Source organism: Streptococcus pluranimalium (assembly GCF_002953735.1).
Taxonomy (GTDB): Bacteria; Bacillota; Bacilli; order Lactobacillales; family Streptococcaceae; genus Streptococcus; species Streptococcus pluranimalium.
In genome coordinates this window covers 636,017-653,853 of record NZ_CP025536.1, presented here as the reverse complement: position 1 = coordinate 653,853, position 17,837 = coordinate 636,017, and the positions used below count along the sequence as shown (strand labels likewise).

12 protein-coding genes and 3 pseudogenes are annotated in these 17,837 nt (G+C 32.7%); 1 reads left to right on the top strand and 14 read right to left on the bottom strand.

Annotation, left to right across the window (positions count from 1 at the left end; translation table 11 throughout):
• Positions 1-24 precede the first annotated feature (24 nt).
• The 6 genes and pseudogenes from C0J00_RS03330 to C0J00_RS03305 all read right to left on the bottom strand — a co-directional run.
• Positions 25-422: pseudogene (locus C0J00_RS03330) on the bottom strand (ABC transporter permease); the annotation flags it as partial.
• Positions 423-745: 323 nt separating this feature from the next.
• Entirely contained in the window at positions 746-1,027 is a 282-nt protein-coding gene (locus tag C0J00_RS03325) for a GNAT family N-acetyltransferase (protein ID WP_104967556.1), read from the bottom strand.
• 104 nt (positions 1,028-1,131) lie between these two features.
• Entirely contained in the window at positions 1,132-1,737 is a 606-nt protein-coding gene (locus tag C0J00_RS03320; protein WP_104967555.1) for a TVP38/TMEM64 family protein, read from the bottom strand.
• Positions 1,730-2,953: an ABC transporter permease gene (locus C0J00_RS03315; RefSeq protein WP_104967554.1), complete on the bottom strand. Its 1,224-nt coding sequence runs from the start codon at positions 2,951-2,953 to the stop codon at positions 1,730-1,732. Before C0J00_RS03315 ends, C0J00_RS03320 begins: the two co-directional genes overlap by 8 nt.
• Positions 2,954-2,962: 9 nt before the next feature.
• Positions 2,963-3,670: an ABC transporter ATP-binding protein gene (locus C0J00_RS03310; RefSeq protein WP_104967553.1), complete on the bottom strand. Its 708-nt coding sequence runs from the start codon at positions 3,668-3,670 to the stop codon at positions 2,963-2,965.
• Between the two features lie 2 nt (positions 3,671-3,672).
• On the bottom strand, positions 3,673-4,902 hold the full coding sequence (locus C0J00_RS03305; protein WP_104967552.1) for an efflux RND transporter periplasmic adaptor subunit: 1,230 nt from the start codon (positions 4,900-4,902) through the stop codon (positions 3,673-3,675).
• Positions 4,903-5,233: 331 nt separating this feature from the next.
• Between C0J00_RS03305 and C0J00_RS03300 the strand changes: the two are divergent.
• A pseudogene (locus tag C0J00_RS03300) lies at positions 5,234-5,413 on the top strand (transposase); the annotation flags it as partial.
• 85 nt (positions 5,414-5,498) lie between these two features.
• Here the strand turns inward: C0J00_RS03300 and C0J00_RS03295 are convergent.
• The 8 genes and pseudogenes from C0J00_RS03295 to C0J00_RS03260 all read right to left on the bottom strand — a co-directional run bounded on the left by C0J00_RS03295 (position 5,499) and on the right by C0J00_RS03260 (position 17,835).
• Complete coding sequence (locus C0J00_RS03295) at positions 5,499-8,327, bottom strand: GBS Bsp-like repeat-containing protein (protein WP_158667308.1); 2,829 nt, start codon at positions 8,325-8,327, stop codon at positions 5,499-5,501.
• Positions 8,328-8,421: 94 nt separating this feature from the next.
• Positions 8,422-8,652 (bottom strand): annotated as a pseudogene (locus tag C0J00_RS03290) (hypothetical protein); the annotation flags it as partial.
• Between the two features lie 99 nt (positions 8,653-8,751).
• Positions 8,752-9,186: a GtrA family protein gene (locus tag C0J00_RS03285; protein WP_104967549.1), complete on the bottom strand. Its 435-nt coding sequence runs from the start codon at positions 9,184-9,186 to the stop codon at positions 8,752-8,754.
• Between the two features lie 28 nt (positions 9,187-9,214).
• Positions 9,215-11,278: a DUF7657 domain-containing protein gene (locus tag C0J00_RS03280; protein WP_324761707.1), complete on the bottom strand. Its 2,064-nt coding sequence runs from the start codon at positions 11,276-11,278 to the stop codon at positions 9,215-9,217.
• Complete coding sequence (locus tag C0J00_RS03275; RefSeq protein WP_104967548.1) at positions 11,244-12,185, bottom strand: glycosyltransferase family 2 protein; 942 nt, start codon at positions 12,183-12,185, stop codon at positions 11,244-11,246. The genes C0J00_RS03280 and C0J00_RS03275 overlap by 35 nt, the downstream gene beginning before the upstream one ends.
• Position 12,186: 1 nt before the next feature.
• A complete protein-coding gene (locus tag C0J00_RS03270) occupies positions 12,187-14,493 on the bottom strand; it encodes an LTA synthase family protein (RefSeq protein ID WP_158667307.1) in 2,307 nt (768 codons plus the stop codon).
• A 163-nt stretch (positions 14,494-14,656) separates the two neighbouring features.
• Positions 14,657-16,417 carry a rhamnan synthesis F family protein gene (locus tag C0J00_RS03265; RefSeq protein ID WP_104967546.1) on the bottom strand — a complete coding sequence of 587 codons (1,761 nt, stop codon included), beginning with the start codon at positions 16,415-16,417 and terminating at the stop codon, positions 14,657-14,659.
• The gene (locus tag C0J00_RS03260; protein WP_104967545.1) at positions 16,414-17,835 is read right to left on the bottom strand and encodes a glycosyltransferase; all 1,422 of its coding nucleotides are present in this window, start codon (positions 17,833-17,835) and stop codon (positions 16,414-16,416) included. Before C0J00_RS03260 ends, C0J00_RS03265 begins: the two co-directional genes overlap by 4 nt.
• Positions 17,836-17,837: the final 2 nt, after the last annotated feature.

Below are 17,837 nucleotides of genomic sequence, written 5' to 3'. Positions count from 1 at the left end.
ATCATACCAACACCTGTTTAAAGCTTATCCTTTAGGTTCAAGGAAAGGCTGAAGAGCCCCTAAACCTATATCAGATAAAATTACCATAACAGCTGTCGGTAAAGAGCCTGCTAGAATAATCGCTCTCCGTTCGTAGCATTAGTACCTCGGACAATGATATTCCCGAGACCTCCACCACCAACAAAAGCACCGATGGCTGTAATCCCAACTGCAACGACAAGAGCATTTCTTAAACCAGCCATAATAACTGATAAGGAAAGCGGTAATTCTACCATAAAAAGACGTTGCTTCTTAGTCATTCCCATCCCTTTGGCAGCATCTACCAAATCATCGTTAACATTAGCAATACCAGCATAGGTATTACTAATAATCGGTAAGAGAGAATACAAGAACACTGTTGCAACAACTGTTTTGGTTCCTATATTAAATGAAAATAAAAAGCCTATTAAGCGCTTTTTATCACAGCTAGCCCTAATAGAACTCTTTAAATGATATCAATAAGACAGGAGCATTCAAAACCTGACTATTCGTAAATTCAAAACCTGACTATTCGTAAAGACAATCCTCTACAAAAGTAGGCTGCCAATATTAAGGTAAACCTGTATAGATAAGACCTCGCTTCTGTATGATATAGCATCATAAGAAAAACTAAAACCAACCCCCTTTCTCAAAGCATTCGGCAAAATACCAGAATCTTGTAGAGAAAGAGGATTGGTTCTTTTAAGCACTTCTATGATGACTGACCTTAATCGTCGATAAGAACATCATTATAATCGTCTGTCTTGTTAAATAAATTGATAGCGTAGGAACAAGTAGCTGATACTTTGGTATTTGCTTCACGCGCCTGCCAAATAATGTTATCAACAAGTTGTTTTGCAATACCTTGCCCTCCATACTCAGGCTCAACAAAGGTATGGTTAATGACCCAAATACCATCAGATACCTGATAGGTACACTCACCAATTTCTATGTTTTCATCAAGGGCAATCGAACGATTTTCATCTGCTTTAAATGAAATAGTAACCATTTGATTTGAATACTCCTTCACATTTATTAAACTTAGTATTATTCTATCAGAAAGACTAAAAATATCAAACTAAAAAAGAAACCCCTTACACTCATCTAAAAAACTTAAAAACTAAAAAAGCGCTCTAACCAATAACTTCCATAAATCCAAAAGAGACTATATGAAATAATCGATACAGGACGACAGAGGACTAAGATGGTCATCATCTTCTTCTCACTTATCTTACTCAAACCTGCCAACATCACAGTAATGTCGGCTGGTCCAACTGGAGCAAGCATCACTATAGAAACTAACTTATGAAAATAGTTACCAAAAAATCGATCTTCATAGACAGATAGTTTTTCCTCGGAAATCATCAAGTAAATAGCTGAACGCCCGTATGTTCTCACAAGGCGAAATAACAATAAGCTACCTAAAAGAATGCCCAGATAATCTAATAAAAAACCTAAAACCGGACCAAACGCTAAGATACCTACGACTGTAATAATGCCTCCTGGAATAGGCGCTATTAAGACTTGTAATACTTGTAAGCCAAAAAACAAAATTGCCCCTACCACTAAATCCTTGCTAATCAGCCTCTGCAAGGCATCAGGATTCTCAATAATATCTAAATTGACTACCAAAAAGTATACAAAAAATAGAGATAAGACAAAAATAATAGCCGATAATATTTTGATTAGGTATCGTATCGTTTTGGAAGGTTTACTCATACCGGAGAGCCTCAATTGGATCTAATTGGCTCGCCTTATTGGCTGGAAGCAATCCAAAAATAATCCCTATACCTGCTGAAAAAGCAATAGCAACAAAGGCAACATTTAAAGATACCGTAGCTCCAGGCAAATTAAGTGCTGCTCCCAAGCTTCCAACTGCTAATAGCGCTAAGAAAAGTCCCAAAAAACCACCCAAAATAGTCAAAAATACGGCTTCTATCAAAAACTGTGTCAATATATTGCGACGTGTAGCACCAAGAGCCTTTCTAAGACCGATTTCCCTTGTTCTTTCCGTAACAGACACCAACATGATGTTCATCACACCAATACCTCCAACTAAAAGAGAAATACCTGCGATAGAGCCAATAACAGCCGTCATAATACCAAATTGTTTATTAATATTTGCTAGAATCTCACTCGTATCAGCTACTGTATATTTCCCATTTTGTACCTGAGATAACTTCGTTAGTACTTTACCAGCTTTTTTACCCAGAATCTGACTTTGCGTGACGTCATCGACATGGATAAAAATTTCCTCAACCTCCGGTTTTTTAAATTCTTGGGCAACCTGAGTATTTGTCATAACAGCTGTTCCATTACCCGCAGATAGAAACATTGTATCCTTAGCGGCTTTATAAACTCCAGTAATCAAGTAATCTTTATCACCAATCGTTAAAATGTTGTTTAAAGCTTGTTGATAATTTTTCTTACCAAATAACTTATCCGACATTGTGGAATCAATCATTACAATTCTAGAGAATTGCCGATAATCCTCATCTTGAAATTGTCGCCCCGCAACAATATCATAATCTTTGACAGCAAAATAATCTTGACTGACTCCTGAAATAGTCACATTATCCAACACTTTTTTGCGGTAACCTATCTTACCAGCGGCTGAATTGGTAACATAATAGGAACTAATACCAGGAATACTCGCCACTGTTTGATCTAGCCATTCCACCTTAACAGGCTTTTCAGCAGACTTATCGTCGCTAAAACCATTTTCAAGATTCTTATCTTTATCTTTAGACTGATAGAATAAGCGAACTTGCTTTTGATCTCCAGTAAAGCTATCTGAGACACTGTTTTTCATAGCATTCCCCAGTCCCATGATAATAACGACTGCAGCTACGCCGATGATAATCCCTAGCATTGTCAAAAAGGAGCGCATTTTATGACTTAGTATTGAACTAAAGGCAAATTTCCAATTTTCCACGCCATCCTCCTAATCTATTCGAACACTTTCAGTTGTATCAAGGGTCATTTCACCATCTCGGATTACAATTTTTCTTTTTGCATAATCCGCAATTTCTGGTTCATGAGTGACCATGATAATAGTCTTACCTTCATCATTTAAAGATTTGAGTAGCGCCATAATCTGGTCTCCTGTCTTAGTATCCAGAGCCCCTGTCGGTTCATCAGCTAAAATAATCGAAGGATTATTAACCAATGCCCTTGCGATGGCTACCCTCTGCTTTTGACCACCTGACAACTCCGATGGCAAATGCTTGCTACGTTCACCCAACTCGACTTTTTCTAAAAATTCTTTAGCCAATTGTTTTCGTTGAGTCACGCCAACACCACCATAAATCAAAGGTAATTCAACATTTTGCAGAGCATTCATTTTGGAAAGAAGGAAAAACTGTTGAAAAACAAACCCTATTTCTTGATTTCTCACTCTTGCAAGCTCTTGGCTAGATAGGCCTGAGACAGACTGACCACCCAATTCATAATTTCCAGAAGTAGGTCTATCTAAAAGTCCAATAATATTCATCAAGGTTGATTTCCCAGAACCGGATGGCCCCATAATAGCTAAAAAATCGCCCTCATAAACTGTCAAATCTATTCCTTTAAGCACCTGTAACTCTTGATCACCATTACGATAAGTCTTTGTGATCCCTTTTAATTGCATTAAAGCTTTCTGATCAGTCATGACTATTTCTCCTCATTGCTTGTTTTTGGAGTATCCTCTGACTTAACTTGTTCATCACTAAGTTTTTGACCGTCCTTAAGCAACTTATCCGGATTAGCAATGATACGATCTTCTTTAGCTAGACCAGTTAAAATTTCTTGAGAAGTCGCATCTGCCCTACCAAGACCTACTTCCTGCTTAGAAACTTTCTTCGATAGCTTATCAAATCGCCAGACATAGTCCTTACCTTTAGAACTAAACACCGCAGATGTTGGGACTAGTAAGGATTCTTTGCTGTTAACGACTTCCACAGAAACTGAGAAACCTTGTTTTAACTCAGCTAAATCACTTGTGATATCAACTTTATATTCATATTTAGAGCCACTTGAACCATTTCCAGAACCTTCTGTTGAAGAGGTCGACTGCTCTGGATAATCTGAAATACTAGTTATTTTACCTTGCCATTTTTTATCAGGATAGACTTTTGATTTGATAATAACTTCATCATTTTTTTTCAAATTAGCCAAGTCATACTCTGTCAAATGTCCCTTAACTTGTAATTGTCCTTGTGTCGCTACATGAACCAATTTCTGACTTTCTTTAGCGGCTGGATCAATAGAATGATTAACCTCTACTACCGTACCTTCAACATCACTAACCACCACAGTTTGATTTAAAGCTTCTTGAGCTTTGGCCACTTCTGCCTCAGCATCTGCATAAGAATCATTCAAATCTTGCAACTGTTGTTTATAAGTCTGACCGTAAGAGGAAGTCGATGATGATTGGCTAGCGGTATTTCCAGAAGCTTCCGTTGTTGCATCTGTCGTTGCTTCAGCAGGTGCCTCTGTTTGAACACCATAAGTTTTCAATTGAGTAATTTGTCTGCCAACCTTATTAAGATTGCGGACAGCTGAATCATAAGCAGCTTGAGCATTGGTTGTGTCATATTGAACAAGTTGTTGACCTTTGCCAATCTGCTGACCTACTTCAACCGTTACTCTTGCCGAACCACCTTTTGAATTGTCATAATAAACATACTGCTCAGATAATGCTGAAACAGTCCCAGATAAAAGTGTTGAAGAAGCAATCTTTCCACTAGTCACCGTACTAGGCTGATAAATCGTCTCTGTAGTTTTAGTTTTCTCAGAATGAGACATCTGGAAAATAGCATAGCCAGCAATAACAAAAAGGGATATCCCAATACCTAAAAAAACTTTTTTCCTTGAAGTTAAACTTTTAAAACGCCTTGCCATAATAGCCTCCTTGATAATTTTTCTTATTATAAAATTTCTTTAAAATCAATGCAAGTAATTACTGGAATATGAGTATTTTCGGAAAATATCATGTTAATAGGATAAAAAAGAAGACCCGGAGGTCTTCTAGTTTATAGGTCTAATGTGAAATAGATCCCCGTAATGAGAAGATGGTGAATGGATTTTAAAACATAAAGACAGCCATTAAATCAAACTTTTCCATAGTTCTCATTCTGACATTTTTCAAATTGGTATTATAGAGTCATCCAACATGAGCACATATATTTCTAATCAAATTAACGGCCTTTAACCCCACTTCAAAATCAGCAATATTAGGACGAAAAACATTTCCACTATTTCTAATACTAAGCTAGAAGCAACCAACAAACTCATCAAGGATATCAAACGACAAGATTTTGGATTCAAGACATTCAAGAACTTTAAAACGAAAATACTCATCGCTTTAAATATCCAAAAAGAAAGAACCGGAACGATACTCTCTAGATGTTAGCTATAAGTCACCCACTACAGTTGACGAAGAGACAAAAAAGTACCGTAGTAGCAAAAGCGTTACTCGTGAATAGATATACCACTCCTTAAACAACTACATTTCCAGAAATAATATGCTTACTTCCTTTTTTTGGTTGCATATGGACTGCTTCCATAACCCAAGATTCAGAACCAGTAAATCGTTTAGTCATTAACTTTTCAAAATAATTATTTGTTACCGCTACATTCCCAACCTGTGAAGAATGTTGACCAATAGTTGCGGCATATGCCAAAATCTTTCCGTTTGAATAATATGGTAAGAAACGGTTATTACTAATTACAATGTTATTTGAAAAAGCTTCTTGTGCATTGAAATTCATATAATCAACAGGACTTAGACGCTTAATCATATTTGCATCCCAACTACCTTGATTGTTTGAACGGTCTAACTGAATGGCTTCTGCATAAAAACTATGTAAATCACCACTAGGATAACTTTTAACTGAAGTTAAAGAAGGAGCATACCCAACAAATTTATTATTTGTGAATGTAGCATTTTGTACTCCTCCAAAATCAAAAATATGACGATCAACACGTTGAACCATGGTAAAACTACTATTTTTAACAACTATATTATTACCATGATTCATTTGGACCATGAAATAATCTCCATTGACCAAATCTTTTGCAATAACATTGATATTGTCAATCGTTAAATTACTTACTCCATCAGTAGGATTTTTTCCCGTTGGTAAACCAAACCATAACATTGTTCCATCAACTTGAAGTATTGTCCCTTCATCATGACCTCTCAGTTTAGTGTCAGAGCTTAGTATAATGTAATTATCTTCACTAACATTTCCAAGATCAGTTTCCGAAATATTGCTACCAACAACAAAATTTCCTTTAGGCAGATAAAGTGTGGCACCTTTGTGTGTTTTAGCAAAATTAAAAGCTTGCTGCAAAGCACGATTATTCTCTAATGAAGTATTATTAGTATTCAATGCAACTTGATAAACATATCTCAAGTCTTGTTCAAGAATATGATCACTGCTACTACCATCACTATACGTAATAGAATATTCCCAACCACCAATACTATTAAATGTATTTTTAGAAATATTAGTTACTGTACCAATTTTTCCTTGGTAATTAACTAAATTTTTCCCTGTTGAATCATTAGTTGCAAAAGACTGAATTTCAACCAACTGACCTTTTTGATATATAGCCTTCTTAGTAATTTCTAAATCATTTACTTGGTAAGTAGTTGCTAACAATCCTTTCAAACCATCGGTAGTTTTCCCATAAACATGGAGATAATAAGTACCAATGTTATTGGAATGATTAACAAGTTCAAAAGTAGCTTTATAATCACCATTTGATTGCTTGACTGCCGAATACCATTTTAAATCGTCTTGACCTTTGTCACTTGACCAAATAGGTACTGTTACTGCAGAAACATTCTTGGGAACATTCGATATAGTAACACTGTACTTATTTTGTCCAACTGGCGAAACTGTCACAGAAGTTGATGCAACTGGATCTTGTGGTTTTGTTATTCTGTAAGTACCTAAGTTAGTACCCACTCGAGAACCATCAGTATAATCCGTATAAACATGCACAATATAATTATCATTTGTGTCTGACAAATCTTTAATGTTAATTGTTGCTGTAGCCTTATTATTTGAAACTGTCGGCTTATACCATTTCAAATCATCTTGACCATTTTTTTCTGACCAAGCTGCTATACTAACAGATTTTATAGTTTTCGTATTAGAATTTCCTATGACATTAACATTAAATTCAGACTTCGTTTCAGAGTAATTGGTTACTGAAACAGTAGCGTTTGCCTTTTGAATACTTGTAACAGTGTTTATAAAGCTAGTTGTTGTCAAACCTATTAAACCACCTGTCACACTACTAATTCCGTATATGTGAGCTTGATAATTGCTACTATCATTCTTATGTCTGCTTGTATTAATTTCAGTAACAAAAGTAGAATCATTTGTCTTTGTAGCATTGTACCAAATAATATCATCTTGGCCATTATTTTCTGACCAAACTGGAACTTTTATACTCACTATTTCATTCGGAACATTAGTGACAACAACATTATAATTACCATTTGAAAGCTTTGTAACCGAAGCATTTACTTGAGGTTTAAGTACCTCTATGCTCATCACATTTAAACCAACCATTTTACCAGATTTAGTTCCATAAGTATGAATGTGGTACTGACCATATTCTTTATGCTTACTTAATTCAACAAATGCTGCTCCAGTGTTATCAGCAGTGTACCAAACTAAATCATTCTGCCCTTTATCATCTCCCCATACAGCGAATTGTACCTTATCATAAACAGCTTTATCAGCATGATATTGGATAGAAATTTGTTTATCTGATACTGTTGCGGTGACTAGTTTATTTTCAGCAACAGTAGAATTTGTCTGAGATGCCTTAACATTCTCAGAAGTTACTGGAGCTGAAAAAGTCCTCGCACTAGTTAACCGACTAGCAGCTTCAACAGAAGCAGAAAGTGAGTTTCCTACTGTTGTTTTTTCAGTCTTAGTAGCCACCTCATTATTTGAAAATGCTTCACTTGATGGTGCTAATTCACTTTGACCATCACTGTCATTATTCATTACTGCAGTTGAAGATACTTCAGAAAAATTAGATTCGCTCTGAATTATTTCACTTGATTCTATTGAAGATCCAATTGTTGTTGAAGAAACCGATTGTAATGACTCGAGGTCAGATAAAACGGTAGGTTTATTCTTTGTATCTACCCAACTACTTGAAACAGCAGTTGTATTAGCGTCTTCAGCTAGCACATTAGGGGTTAAAACAAGACCTGCGAATGTTATACCAGCTAAAATCCATTGTTTTTTTGACTTGTAAAATCTTTTATTCAATTTTAAAACTTCTCTCTTTTTCAATAATATCATTCTATCACATGGAATATAAAAAAGACATTTTTATTTAATGTTTTATAATAATTTTCAAAAAAGTACCCCAAAATTTAAACTCTAATAACTGTTCTACTTCAGATAGTTGCCACATTCCTTTGCCATAGGTGTATTGCTTCCCTACAGGTTGGTGTAGACGATGGAGTTCTTCCTTCTTGTACCATGTCATCCAAGTGTAGATTTGACTATCATTTTTGATTCCCAAAGTCTCTTTGATAACTTCGTTAGACTTTCCAGCTTTTTTCATTTCGATACAAACTAACTTAGTTTCTACCGAATACGCTTTTTTAACCATAACAAAACACTCCTGTTTCTAGTAAACTAGAAACAGGAGTGTCTTTCTGATGTCTCATTTGTCTCATTTTATGAGTGCAGTGCCTTCATAGGCTACAAGTTATTTATTAAATATTAAAAATTTACTTATTACATAATTTAGAACAATCACAACAATTTGACCTAACATTGTTTCGATACCATTAACATAAGCCAAATTGTGATCAACAAACATACCAATTATATCTGGAAATTTTTCCACTAATAAATAAGCTAAAATAAAATCAATAAATAAAGTAAACAGTCGAGCTATAAAAAACTTTATTAACCTCTTTATCCAACCGCTTCTTCTTTGCGGAAAGACATAAAAATCATTTGTAAAAAATGCAAAGAGAATTGCGACTATGTTTGCGAAGATTACAGAAAAAGTTACGTTATTTGTAATAGTAAACCCTAGCAATCTAAATGTAATATAGACAATGGTTGCTAAAATACCAAAAATTAAATATTTAACAACTTCATTTTGTATCAATTTTGTTTTTTTTTGATTTTTCATTACTTACTTAATATCAACTCTCTTTATCTTATTGATCTTTTGTAATCAATTGATATATTCTATTTCCATCTTTATCCAAATAAATTTCTTTAAAATTAGAACTAACTTGTTCAGTTAATTCTCTATTGGTTAAAACAAATTCCCCGCCCAATTTTTTGAAATCAGCTAAATTTAAACTAATTTCTAAAACATCGGGGGCTCCTCCGACAGACATATCGGTTTCTGAATTTGTTAGTTGCATATGCATATGGGAATATCTATTCCACGAATTTTCCATTTTATCTTTTGGATCGAGCTTATCCATTAATTTTTTATCCGGATAAAATCGAACGCTATTAATCGTCTTAGCACCAAACATTTGAGGATAGTTATACAAATTATTCTCAGTTAACCATAAAGCATTCTTATCTTCCTTAGCTAGGGATTTTATTTCTCGGGATAACTTCTTATTTGTAATAACATCAAGTCCTTTAACCAAAGGATTAACAGTCATACCACTAATCAGAATAATCGACAACAATAAAAATATTAACATCTTTTTAAAAGCGAAAATTATAGCAATAAATATTACAAAGTAAATCAAAGCCAATGCCAGCAAATATTTTTTCCCTAGGAAACCTAAGTAATCTGGATTTTGAAATGTAAATATTACTAATGCAACAGTAACGGTAATTCCCAATATAAATAACAGTATCTTACTACTTCTTGTAAGAGAACTTGATTCCCAAATAACAGAAATAAACCATAGTGATAAAAAGATAGTAATAATTGAAAGAGTCTGCCAGGATCTACTTGAAGTTACAAAACTAAATAAAGTTAATTTCGAAAATAGCTCTGGAATTCCAATAAAGCTGTAAAATATCAAAAATAGACTAAAACAAATTAAAAAAATGGGGAAAATATTTTTTTTAATAGTATCTCTTATAAATACAATGGGAAGCGACACTAAAACATATGGGAATAGAGAAACTGAGCTTGATGCTTCCACTTGGTTAATGGTTGTTGGAATCTTGAAGGGTAGTAAAATGGTCATGAACATATCAGAAATACGAGACCACGAAAGCTCCCCACCAACTGAAACTCTTTGTCCAGGGTAGACTGTCGATAATGTCAATTCTAGAGCTTCTTTACTTCTCAATAATGTATAAATGACAATCGCTACCGAACAAAATAATGTCACTGGAATAATAAAATAATCTTTCTTATTATATCTTTTTTCTTTTATTGCCCTAATTAATTCTATCGATAGAAAAGCTAATATGACATAGGCAAATGGCACCTGAAAAGCGGGATATATTACGAGAATAAAACCAACAATTGAGCTACCGATTAAAAAGGATAATAAAAGTTTGTTGAGCACACTCTTTTGTCTAAAATAGTGAAATACTCCTACCATTATAGCCAATGAAAAGAAGATAATATCACCTAAATGCTGCATAAACCACCACTGGATTGATGGCGTAAATGTTATCCAAAAAGAACCTATCAAAGAAAGCCATTTATTTTTTTTCGTTAAAATCATACTAAACTCAAACGAAAGTAGTAATAAACCAATTAATTTCAAACTCCAATACCAAGAGAGGCCTCTAGATGGTCCAAGAAATAAAAAGCCCCAATTAAACGGTTTTCCTATAACTGATATATCAAAAACTGGTGCATTATATGCTAAAATCATATTTTGTCCAGATAGACCATATGATTTATTATTAAAATGATTGCCCGTATTTGCTTGTGATATAAAAAACGGGGTCTGAACCAACCATTCGTCGGTTCTGATCATTCTAGGCACTCCTATTATAGTACCATCAGATCTTTCAGGGATAGAAATCCAATTTTCAAATTCTTCTTTTAAATTTATAGTTTCTGAATTTGAAAATTGGTTAATTGTTTTCGATTCCTTACCTGATGAGATTTCTCTCACTCCAAAATTATTCCAATTTGAAATTGAACTACCATGTAATTCGAAACTAACACTACATATAAATAGTAAAATAGCGATAATAAATCTAAATTTAATTAGGCTATCCATGCAAGTTCCAATAAAAAAACGAAGTTTCTCAATCATTTCTTCCATTTCTTTCAAAATAATCATAGATTTTCAATTCATATTGCATTTTATTTTGTCTCACAATGGTATCTAGGATGAATCCAGAAACAAAAGAAAGCGCAGATAATATCATAAATCCTGTTGCTAAAATAGCAGATGGCATTTTTTCGATTAAACCAGTCTTAGCGAATTCAGTAATAACAGGAACACCAACTAGAAGTCCCAAAATGAAAAATAGTAAGCTGAACAATGAAAAGAAAAGTAATGGTTTATAGTCTTTAAAAAGATTAAAAATCATTCTTAAAACTTTAAATCCGTCTGAAAATGTATTTAATTTTGATTCACTTCCTTCAGGGCGGTCTTGATAAGTTATGGGGACCTCCACTAATTTAAAACGTTTATCCAAAGAGTGAATTGATAATTCAGTCTCGATTTCAAATCCGGGCGAAAGCACAGGAAAAGTTTTAACAAATAAACGGTTAAATCCTCTATAACCAGTCATGATATCTTCATAATTTCCTTTATAAAGTTTATTAATCAAATTCTTTACTAGGCTATTCCCAAAACCATGGAATCCTCTTTTATTTTCTTCTGCATATGAGCCATTCGATAAGCGATCACCAATGGTCATATCTGCCATTCCTGTTCTCAATGGCTCTAATAATTTATGAACTTCTTTAGCTGGATAAGTATCATCGGCATCCACCATAATATAATAGTCAGCATCAATTTCTCGAAACATAGAACGTACTACATTACCTTTTCCCTGACGAGGTTCAAATCTGACAATTGCTCCAGCTTCCAAAGCTAATTGATTCGTCTTATCCTTCGAATTATTATCATATACGTAAATAACAGCATTTGGCAATTCATTTTGAAAATCCTTTATTACCTTTTGAATCGTTACTTCTTCATTGTAAGCTGGAAGTAAAACAGCAATTTTGTCATTCATTCTATTCTCCTATTATAAAAAAATCTTGATATTGTGAAATATAATTTTTGCCTAAGGTTATATCGTACTGAATAATCGAGAGATCCTCTCGAAGTTGTTTTTGATATTTAGTCAAGTCTTTTTTATCTACACTTGCATCATTCATTATATCTGTAAGAAGGGCGTAATATGGAGATACTTTACTATCAGTATGCTCTAGTAATGCCGCCGAAAAATCACTAGAATTAACAAGAGGATGATTTATTTTTTTATTTTGATAATTTGACCAGATAAAATAATCAGTTCTATATTGACTATCGGGATCAGTTGTAAAAGATTTTTGCGGATATAAGCCAGGTAAATGATCTCCATAGAAAACAACAGTAATTTTTTTATCTATATTGGATAATTTAGAGAGAAAATCCTTAGTTGCATTATCTGTAATATTCATTAACCTCACATACGACGTTAAGTCCGCATTCTCTTGTTCTGAATAATTTTCACCTTCACCAAATATATCTTGAGGACCACCTATCGACCAAGGGGCATGATTTTGCATTGTAATCACTGAAAAGAATTGATTGTTTTGATTTAATTGTTCGATAACATTATCATAAATAGCTTGGTCACTTAAATTAACACCTTGATTTTCTGGATTATTAAATGTTTCATCTGAACCATTTGAAAAAATAAAATTGTCAAAAGCCATTTTTTTATAAACAGATAGCCTATTGTAATTTTTTGCATCCGATCCATGCAATACATATCGCTCACTTTGTATGAACTGATCACTTAAAGCTGGAATAGTCTTCATTTTAGGAACTACTTCTGTAAAAAGTGTAGAAACATTATTAGAGTAATTATAAAAAGGTAACCCCGTCAATGACTGAAACTCCATATTAGCAGTTCCTCCACCATATCCATCTGAATGCATCAAGCCACTAGTTGTCTCATCTTTTATTTGCTGTATTTTTTCAATAATTGGCTTACTAATAGTAACATCACTAATCCTTGATGGATCAGAAAAACCTTCACTTAAAATATAGATAACCGTCTGATCAGATATACTATTTTTCCTATTTCTATTAATAGCAATTGCTTTTTTTTCGTATTTTCTTACTATTTTTTTTATGGTTTCTTTTGAATAGTCTTTGGGTTTTTCCATAACATTTTTAGTTAACTGTTTCGTCCAAACAAACGCTAAAGATTTAAACTGTGAATTTACTTTAAAACCCATCCATGTCATATCAGACCAATTATTTAATGTGGAGATAACTGGAATATTACCTAAAATTTTTTTATCTTTTTCTTTTGAAAAAACCCAAAAATTTAGACTCATTATTGCAATTATTGATAGTAATCCTATAATTCTCCAACTTACACCATTAATAATTTTATTATTAAAGAATCTTTTATTCAGAAAAATAAATAAAATAAGCGTAATGACAACTAAAACTATTAAAATTGCAACGAATTTAAATGAAATAAAGCCTAATAATAAGGTAATATCTTTCAACCAAAATAAATCACTGACCAAAATTGGTTCACTTCGCATTTTAAACTTAATGACATTAGCAAATACAGCAATTATCATTAGCATAATGGAAAATATTGATGTTAAAATAAATCTATTAGTACATAAAAATAGAAATTGAAATATAAAATATAAAAATAGAATTTGATAGAGTGTTGCTCCTGGAAATATATATTTACCTAAAAGATCCGAGTCTCCTTTAATGCCAAACTGAAACCCAAAATTTAAGGTAACGGCTAATAATAAGGAAGTGACTACTGTTAAGCTAAAAGTAGCTTTGTTATTTTTGAAATCATGTATGGCCTTATAGGACAATCTAATAACGAGAAGAAATAGAACCTGTACAATTATGACATTTCCAATAAATATTTTAATATAATTCCTAATGTCATTTAAATTTAGATATGCCTCTACTGTAGATTTAATAATTTGTAAAAGCTCAGCATCAGTCATTATTATGAAGAGTAAAATAAAAATATATCCATCACTGAAACTATTTTTATTAAAAAAAGTTACCAATGAACTTTCTTTAAAAAATATTTTTTGAAGTATTCTAAACAAGAATGCTAAGATGATAATTACTCCAGCAATTAAAAAACCATTTGTCTGAAAAAAATGATTGTTATTTAGAGACAATGGATTAAAATCAGGATTATTCAGATTTCTCGTCCATTTTATAAAATATGCTAATATCCAATAGACAACTACTCCGAAACCCAATCTTATAAAGCTTTGCTTTTTTAAACCAAACGATAAATACCATGCTGATACAAGTACCCCAATCGGAGATAACATTGCTAATATATGTGAAAACGAATAAAAACCTTCACCAAGTTGTATACCTGATACAAAATAATGATTCAGATAAACTAAGTTCAAACCACATATTGATAAAAAAAAGATCAAAGTATGCAGGTGTTTTAGAATTTTTTGATTCGAAAATATGTTCATTTCTTTTTTAAATTTTCTCCTTCAATCTTTTCAAAATATACTTAATTGCCCTTGCTGGCCCTACAAAGATATATTTTACTGCTCCTTTGATACCACCTAAATGATTAAAGTCAACGTAAGTATGAGGTAGTAAATCACCTCTCTCATTTAATAACTTGTTATCAATAAAAGGTGTTAGTTCTGTTGTCGTTTTAGAAATCCGAAAATCATAGTTTCTATCCCAAGCAATATATACTAATAGTCGCTCGATTGCATGAAGAATTGAATTCTGTGGTAATGGTTCTTCTGGGACATCATCATCATTTAGATCTAAATCAAATAATGGTTTTAAGGCATTATACTTAAACCAAACAAAGGTTCCATATGACATAACAAACGTATGAAATGCATTAAAATCAATAGACTTTTGTAACCCCATTTTATCCCATAATTCATTCATTTCTGGTGCAATCTGATTTTCATTATAGGCATTTACAATTCGATTGTAACGGAAAAATGTCGGAATATCTGCTATCACAAGACCTAAATCATCTTCTTTTTCTAGATGCGATAAGATCTGATTGGCAGGTAAAACAAGCATATCTATCAATTCTTTTCGCCAAGATTCTCCAGCCCAAAAATCTGCTTCTTTAGACTTCTTAGTATGGAAATGTCCAACATAATCATATAGTGACAATTCAGTCTTCAATTTTAGCATTGGTAAAACATCACGACCGATATTTCCAGTAATATAAATCTTTGCTTTCTGATTTGATTGATTTAGTGTCCCTTCAATTTTAGATACTTTTTCTGCACTATCAGTTGTAATATACAAATCAAATGCAAACTCAAAATGTCTAAAAGCATCCAAAAACTCCTCAAGTAAATCCACATAAAATACATGCAAATGAACAGCTACTTTTTTAGTGATAGGAACACTACTAATATCTTTAAGATATTTTCGTCCTAACAAATACTTGAAATCTGGATAATTGATTTTAGACATATGACTAACAATCAAATCAACGGGATACTGACTTGTTTTTTCGATTTCATTAAGCAAATAAGGAGTAATATGCTGATTGGCATCTACTGCTTTCACTTTCAGAAATGGGACACGTTTTTGAAGAATGGCTGTAGGATGATAATATGAAAAATCTGCATGAAGGAGATGACTTGCTTCTTCGTCAGTTGTATCAAAGATAGCTTTATAATTGAATCCAGCATCTACAAGATTGGTTGTAACTTGGGTTTCATAATGATTAATAACATCCTGAACATCTTGATAACTTTTTATATTTTTCCAAAATTCCTGGAATGCACTGCTTAACAAAACCGGTTTATGAAAGACCATATAGTAACTTTGAAGGTGTTCGCGAAAACCTTGTGAGTGTCGAGACTTCTTTGTCTCGCGATTATTTGTCATTCCCCAAAAATCAACGGAGTGATCTGATTCAAAATTCAAATAGTAATCTTTTAAATCCCATAGAGGTCCAAAACAAGTATCATTCATCACAGTTACAGAATCATAACTAGTTAATTCATCAAATCCAATTTCCAACATGCCGTCACGCCATGCTGCAAAATCAAACCCTGAATTTTCACGTTGAATAAAATCATCTATCAGTTTGTTATGTTTTAGCTCATCAATTGTTTGGCTGTTCAATTGACTGTTTGATATAAATAGTACATTAGAAAACAAAGGTCGCATCTGCTCTAGCTGATAACGAACATGGGAACTCAAGGAATCAAATTTGTTAAAATGTACATATAAAAGCAAACGCTTCATTTTTTTCTCCTAAGGAAATTGATAATTTTAGTGGGAATTGACCATCGTCTTGAACTAATAACTCCATTATAGAGTTGTGTTATATATTCTATTTCTCTTCTTTGCTCTTCAATTTTATCCTGCAATTGCTTTTGATGGTTTTCTAATATAGTTTGAGCTTTCAGTGATTTTTGATAAATCATTTTTAAATCATGAACATCTTTAGATAGTTTCTTCGCAATGTAATTTGAAGATTGAATATCATTAATTTCGCTTGTTTTATACTTTAGGATAAAGTCCTTACCATAGATATCTTGAGGAAGTTCAAAAATCATTTGAGGATCTGAATCTGGAAATACGTATGCAACATCAATTACAATTGCATTTGAAAAAACAGGGAAAATCTGAGTATTAGTTGCTTTGGAAATTAAAATAATTGAATCATAAAAACTAGGTTGTTCAGACATGTCGATACGAATACGATTACAGTTTTCCGGTAATATGATTCCAATATCCGATTGTGTTTCTAATGGATATTGCTCAATAGCTTTTTGACTAAATCCTTCACCATCTTTATCAAAATAAATGGTAATTTTCTCAAAACCAAGTTGTTCTAAACCAGCTGCTTTCTTCGAAAGTTCTAGTTCATATTGGTTATTTCTATCCAAAAGAATTTCTAGCATTTCTCGATAGTTAGAATCAGGATATCTATCTAGATAATTTTTCTGAGTTCTTAAAAGCTTATTAAAACGGTCTTCCACTTTACTGAAATCAGTTGGTCTTGAATCAGAACCTTGGTTAACACGATATAAAACAGTCGATTCTGGTATGTAAGTCAACTCAGTTTTCTGGAATAAATTGAGCTGAATATCAAAGGTATCATCGGCAGTTTCCAGGTCAATTTGATGATTAATTTCTTGTATTAGCTTAGTTTCAACCAGAAATGTAGATGGTGCTAAAAAGCCTCTGGTTGATAATAATGTTTCAAAATCATGAACTTTTGACATTTTCCCAGATTCAAATATAGAACTATCAATTAAGTTACCATTCTCATCAATTAAATCGATATCTGTACTTGACCATTTTGATTTTGGGTTATTTCTCAATGCTTCAACTTGAAGTTGTAATTTTTGTGGGTTTATCCAAACATCATCACCATCACATCTAGCAATATATGGAGTTTGAATAGTGTCACAAATTTTTAACCAAGTTTCTGCAATACCGAGATTTTTTTCATTATAAAAGACAGTTATTTTTTCAGGATATTGCTTTTCAAATTCTGCTAATATATCCTGTGATCCATCTGTAGATGCATCATCAATAATAACAATATCAAATTCAAAATTTGTCTTTTGACTTAAAAAACTATCAATAGTCTGTTCAATCCATTTCCTTTTATTATAAACTGTACAAACAATTGAAACTAGAGAACTCCCCATAT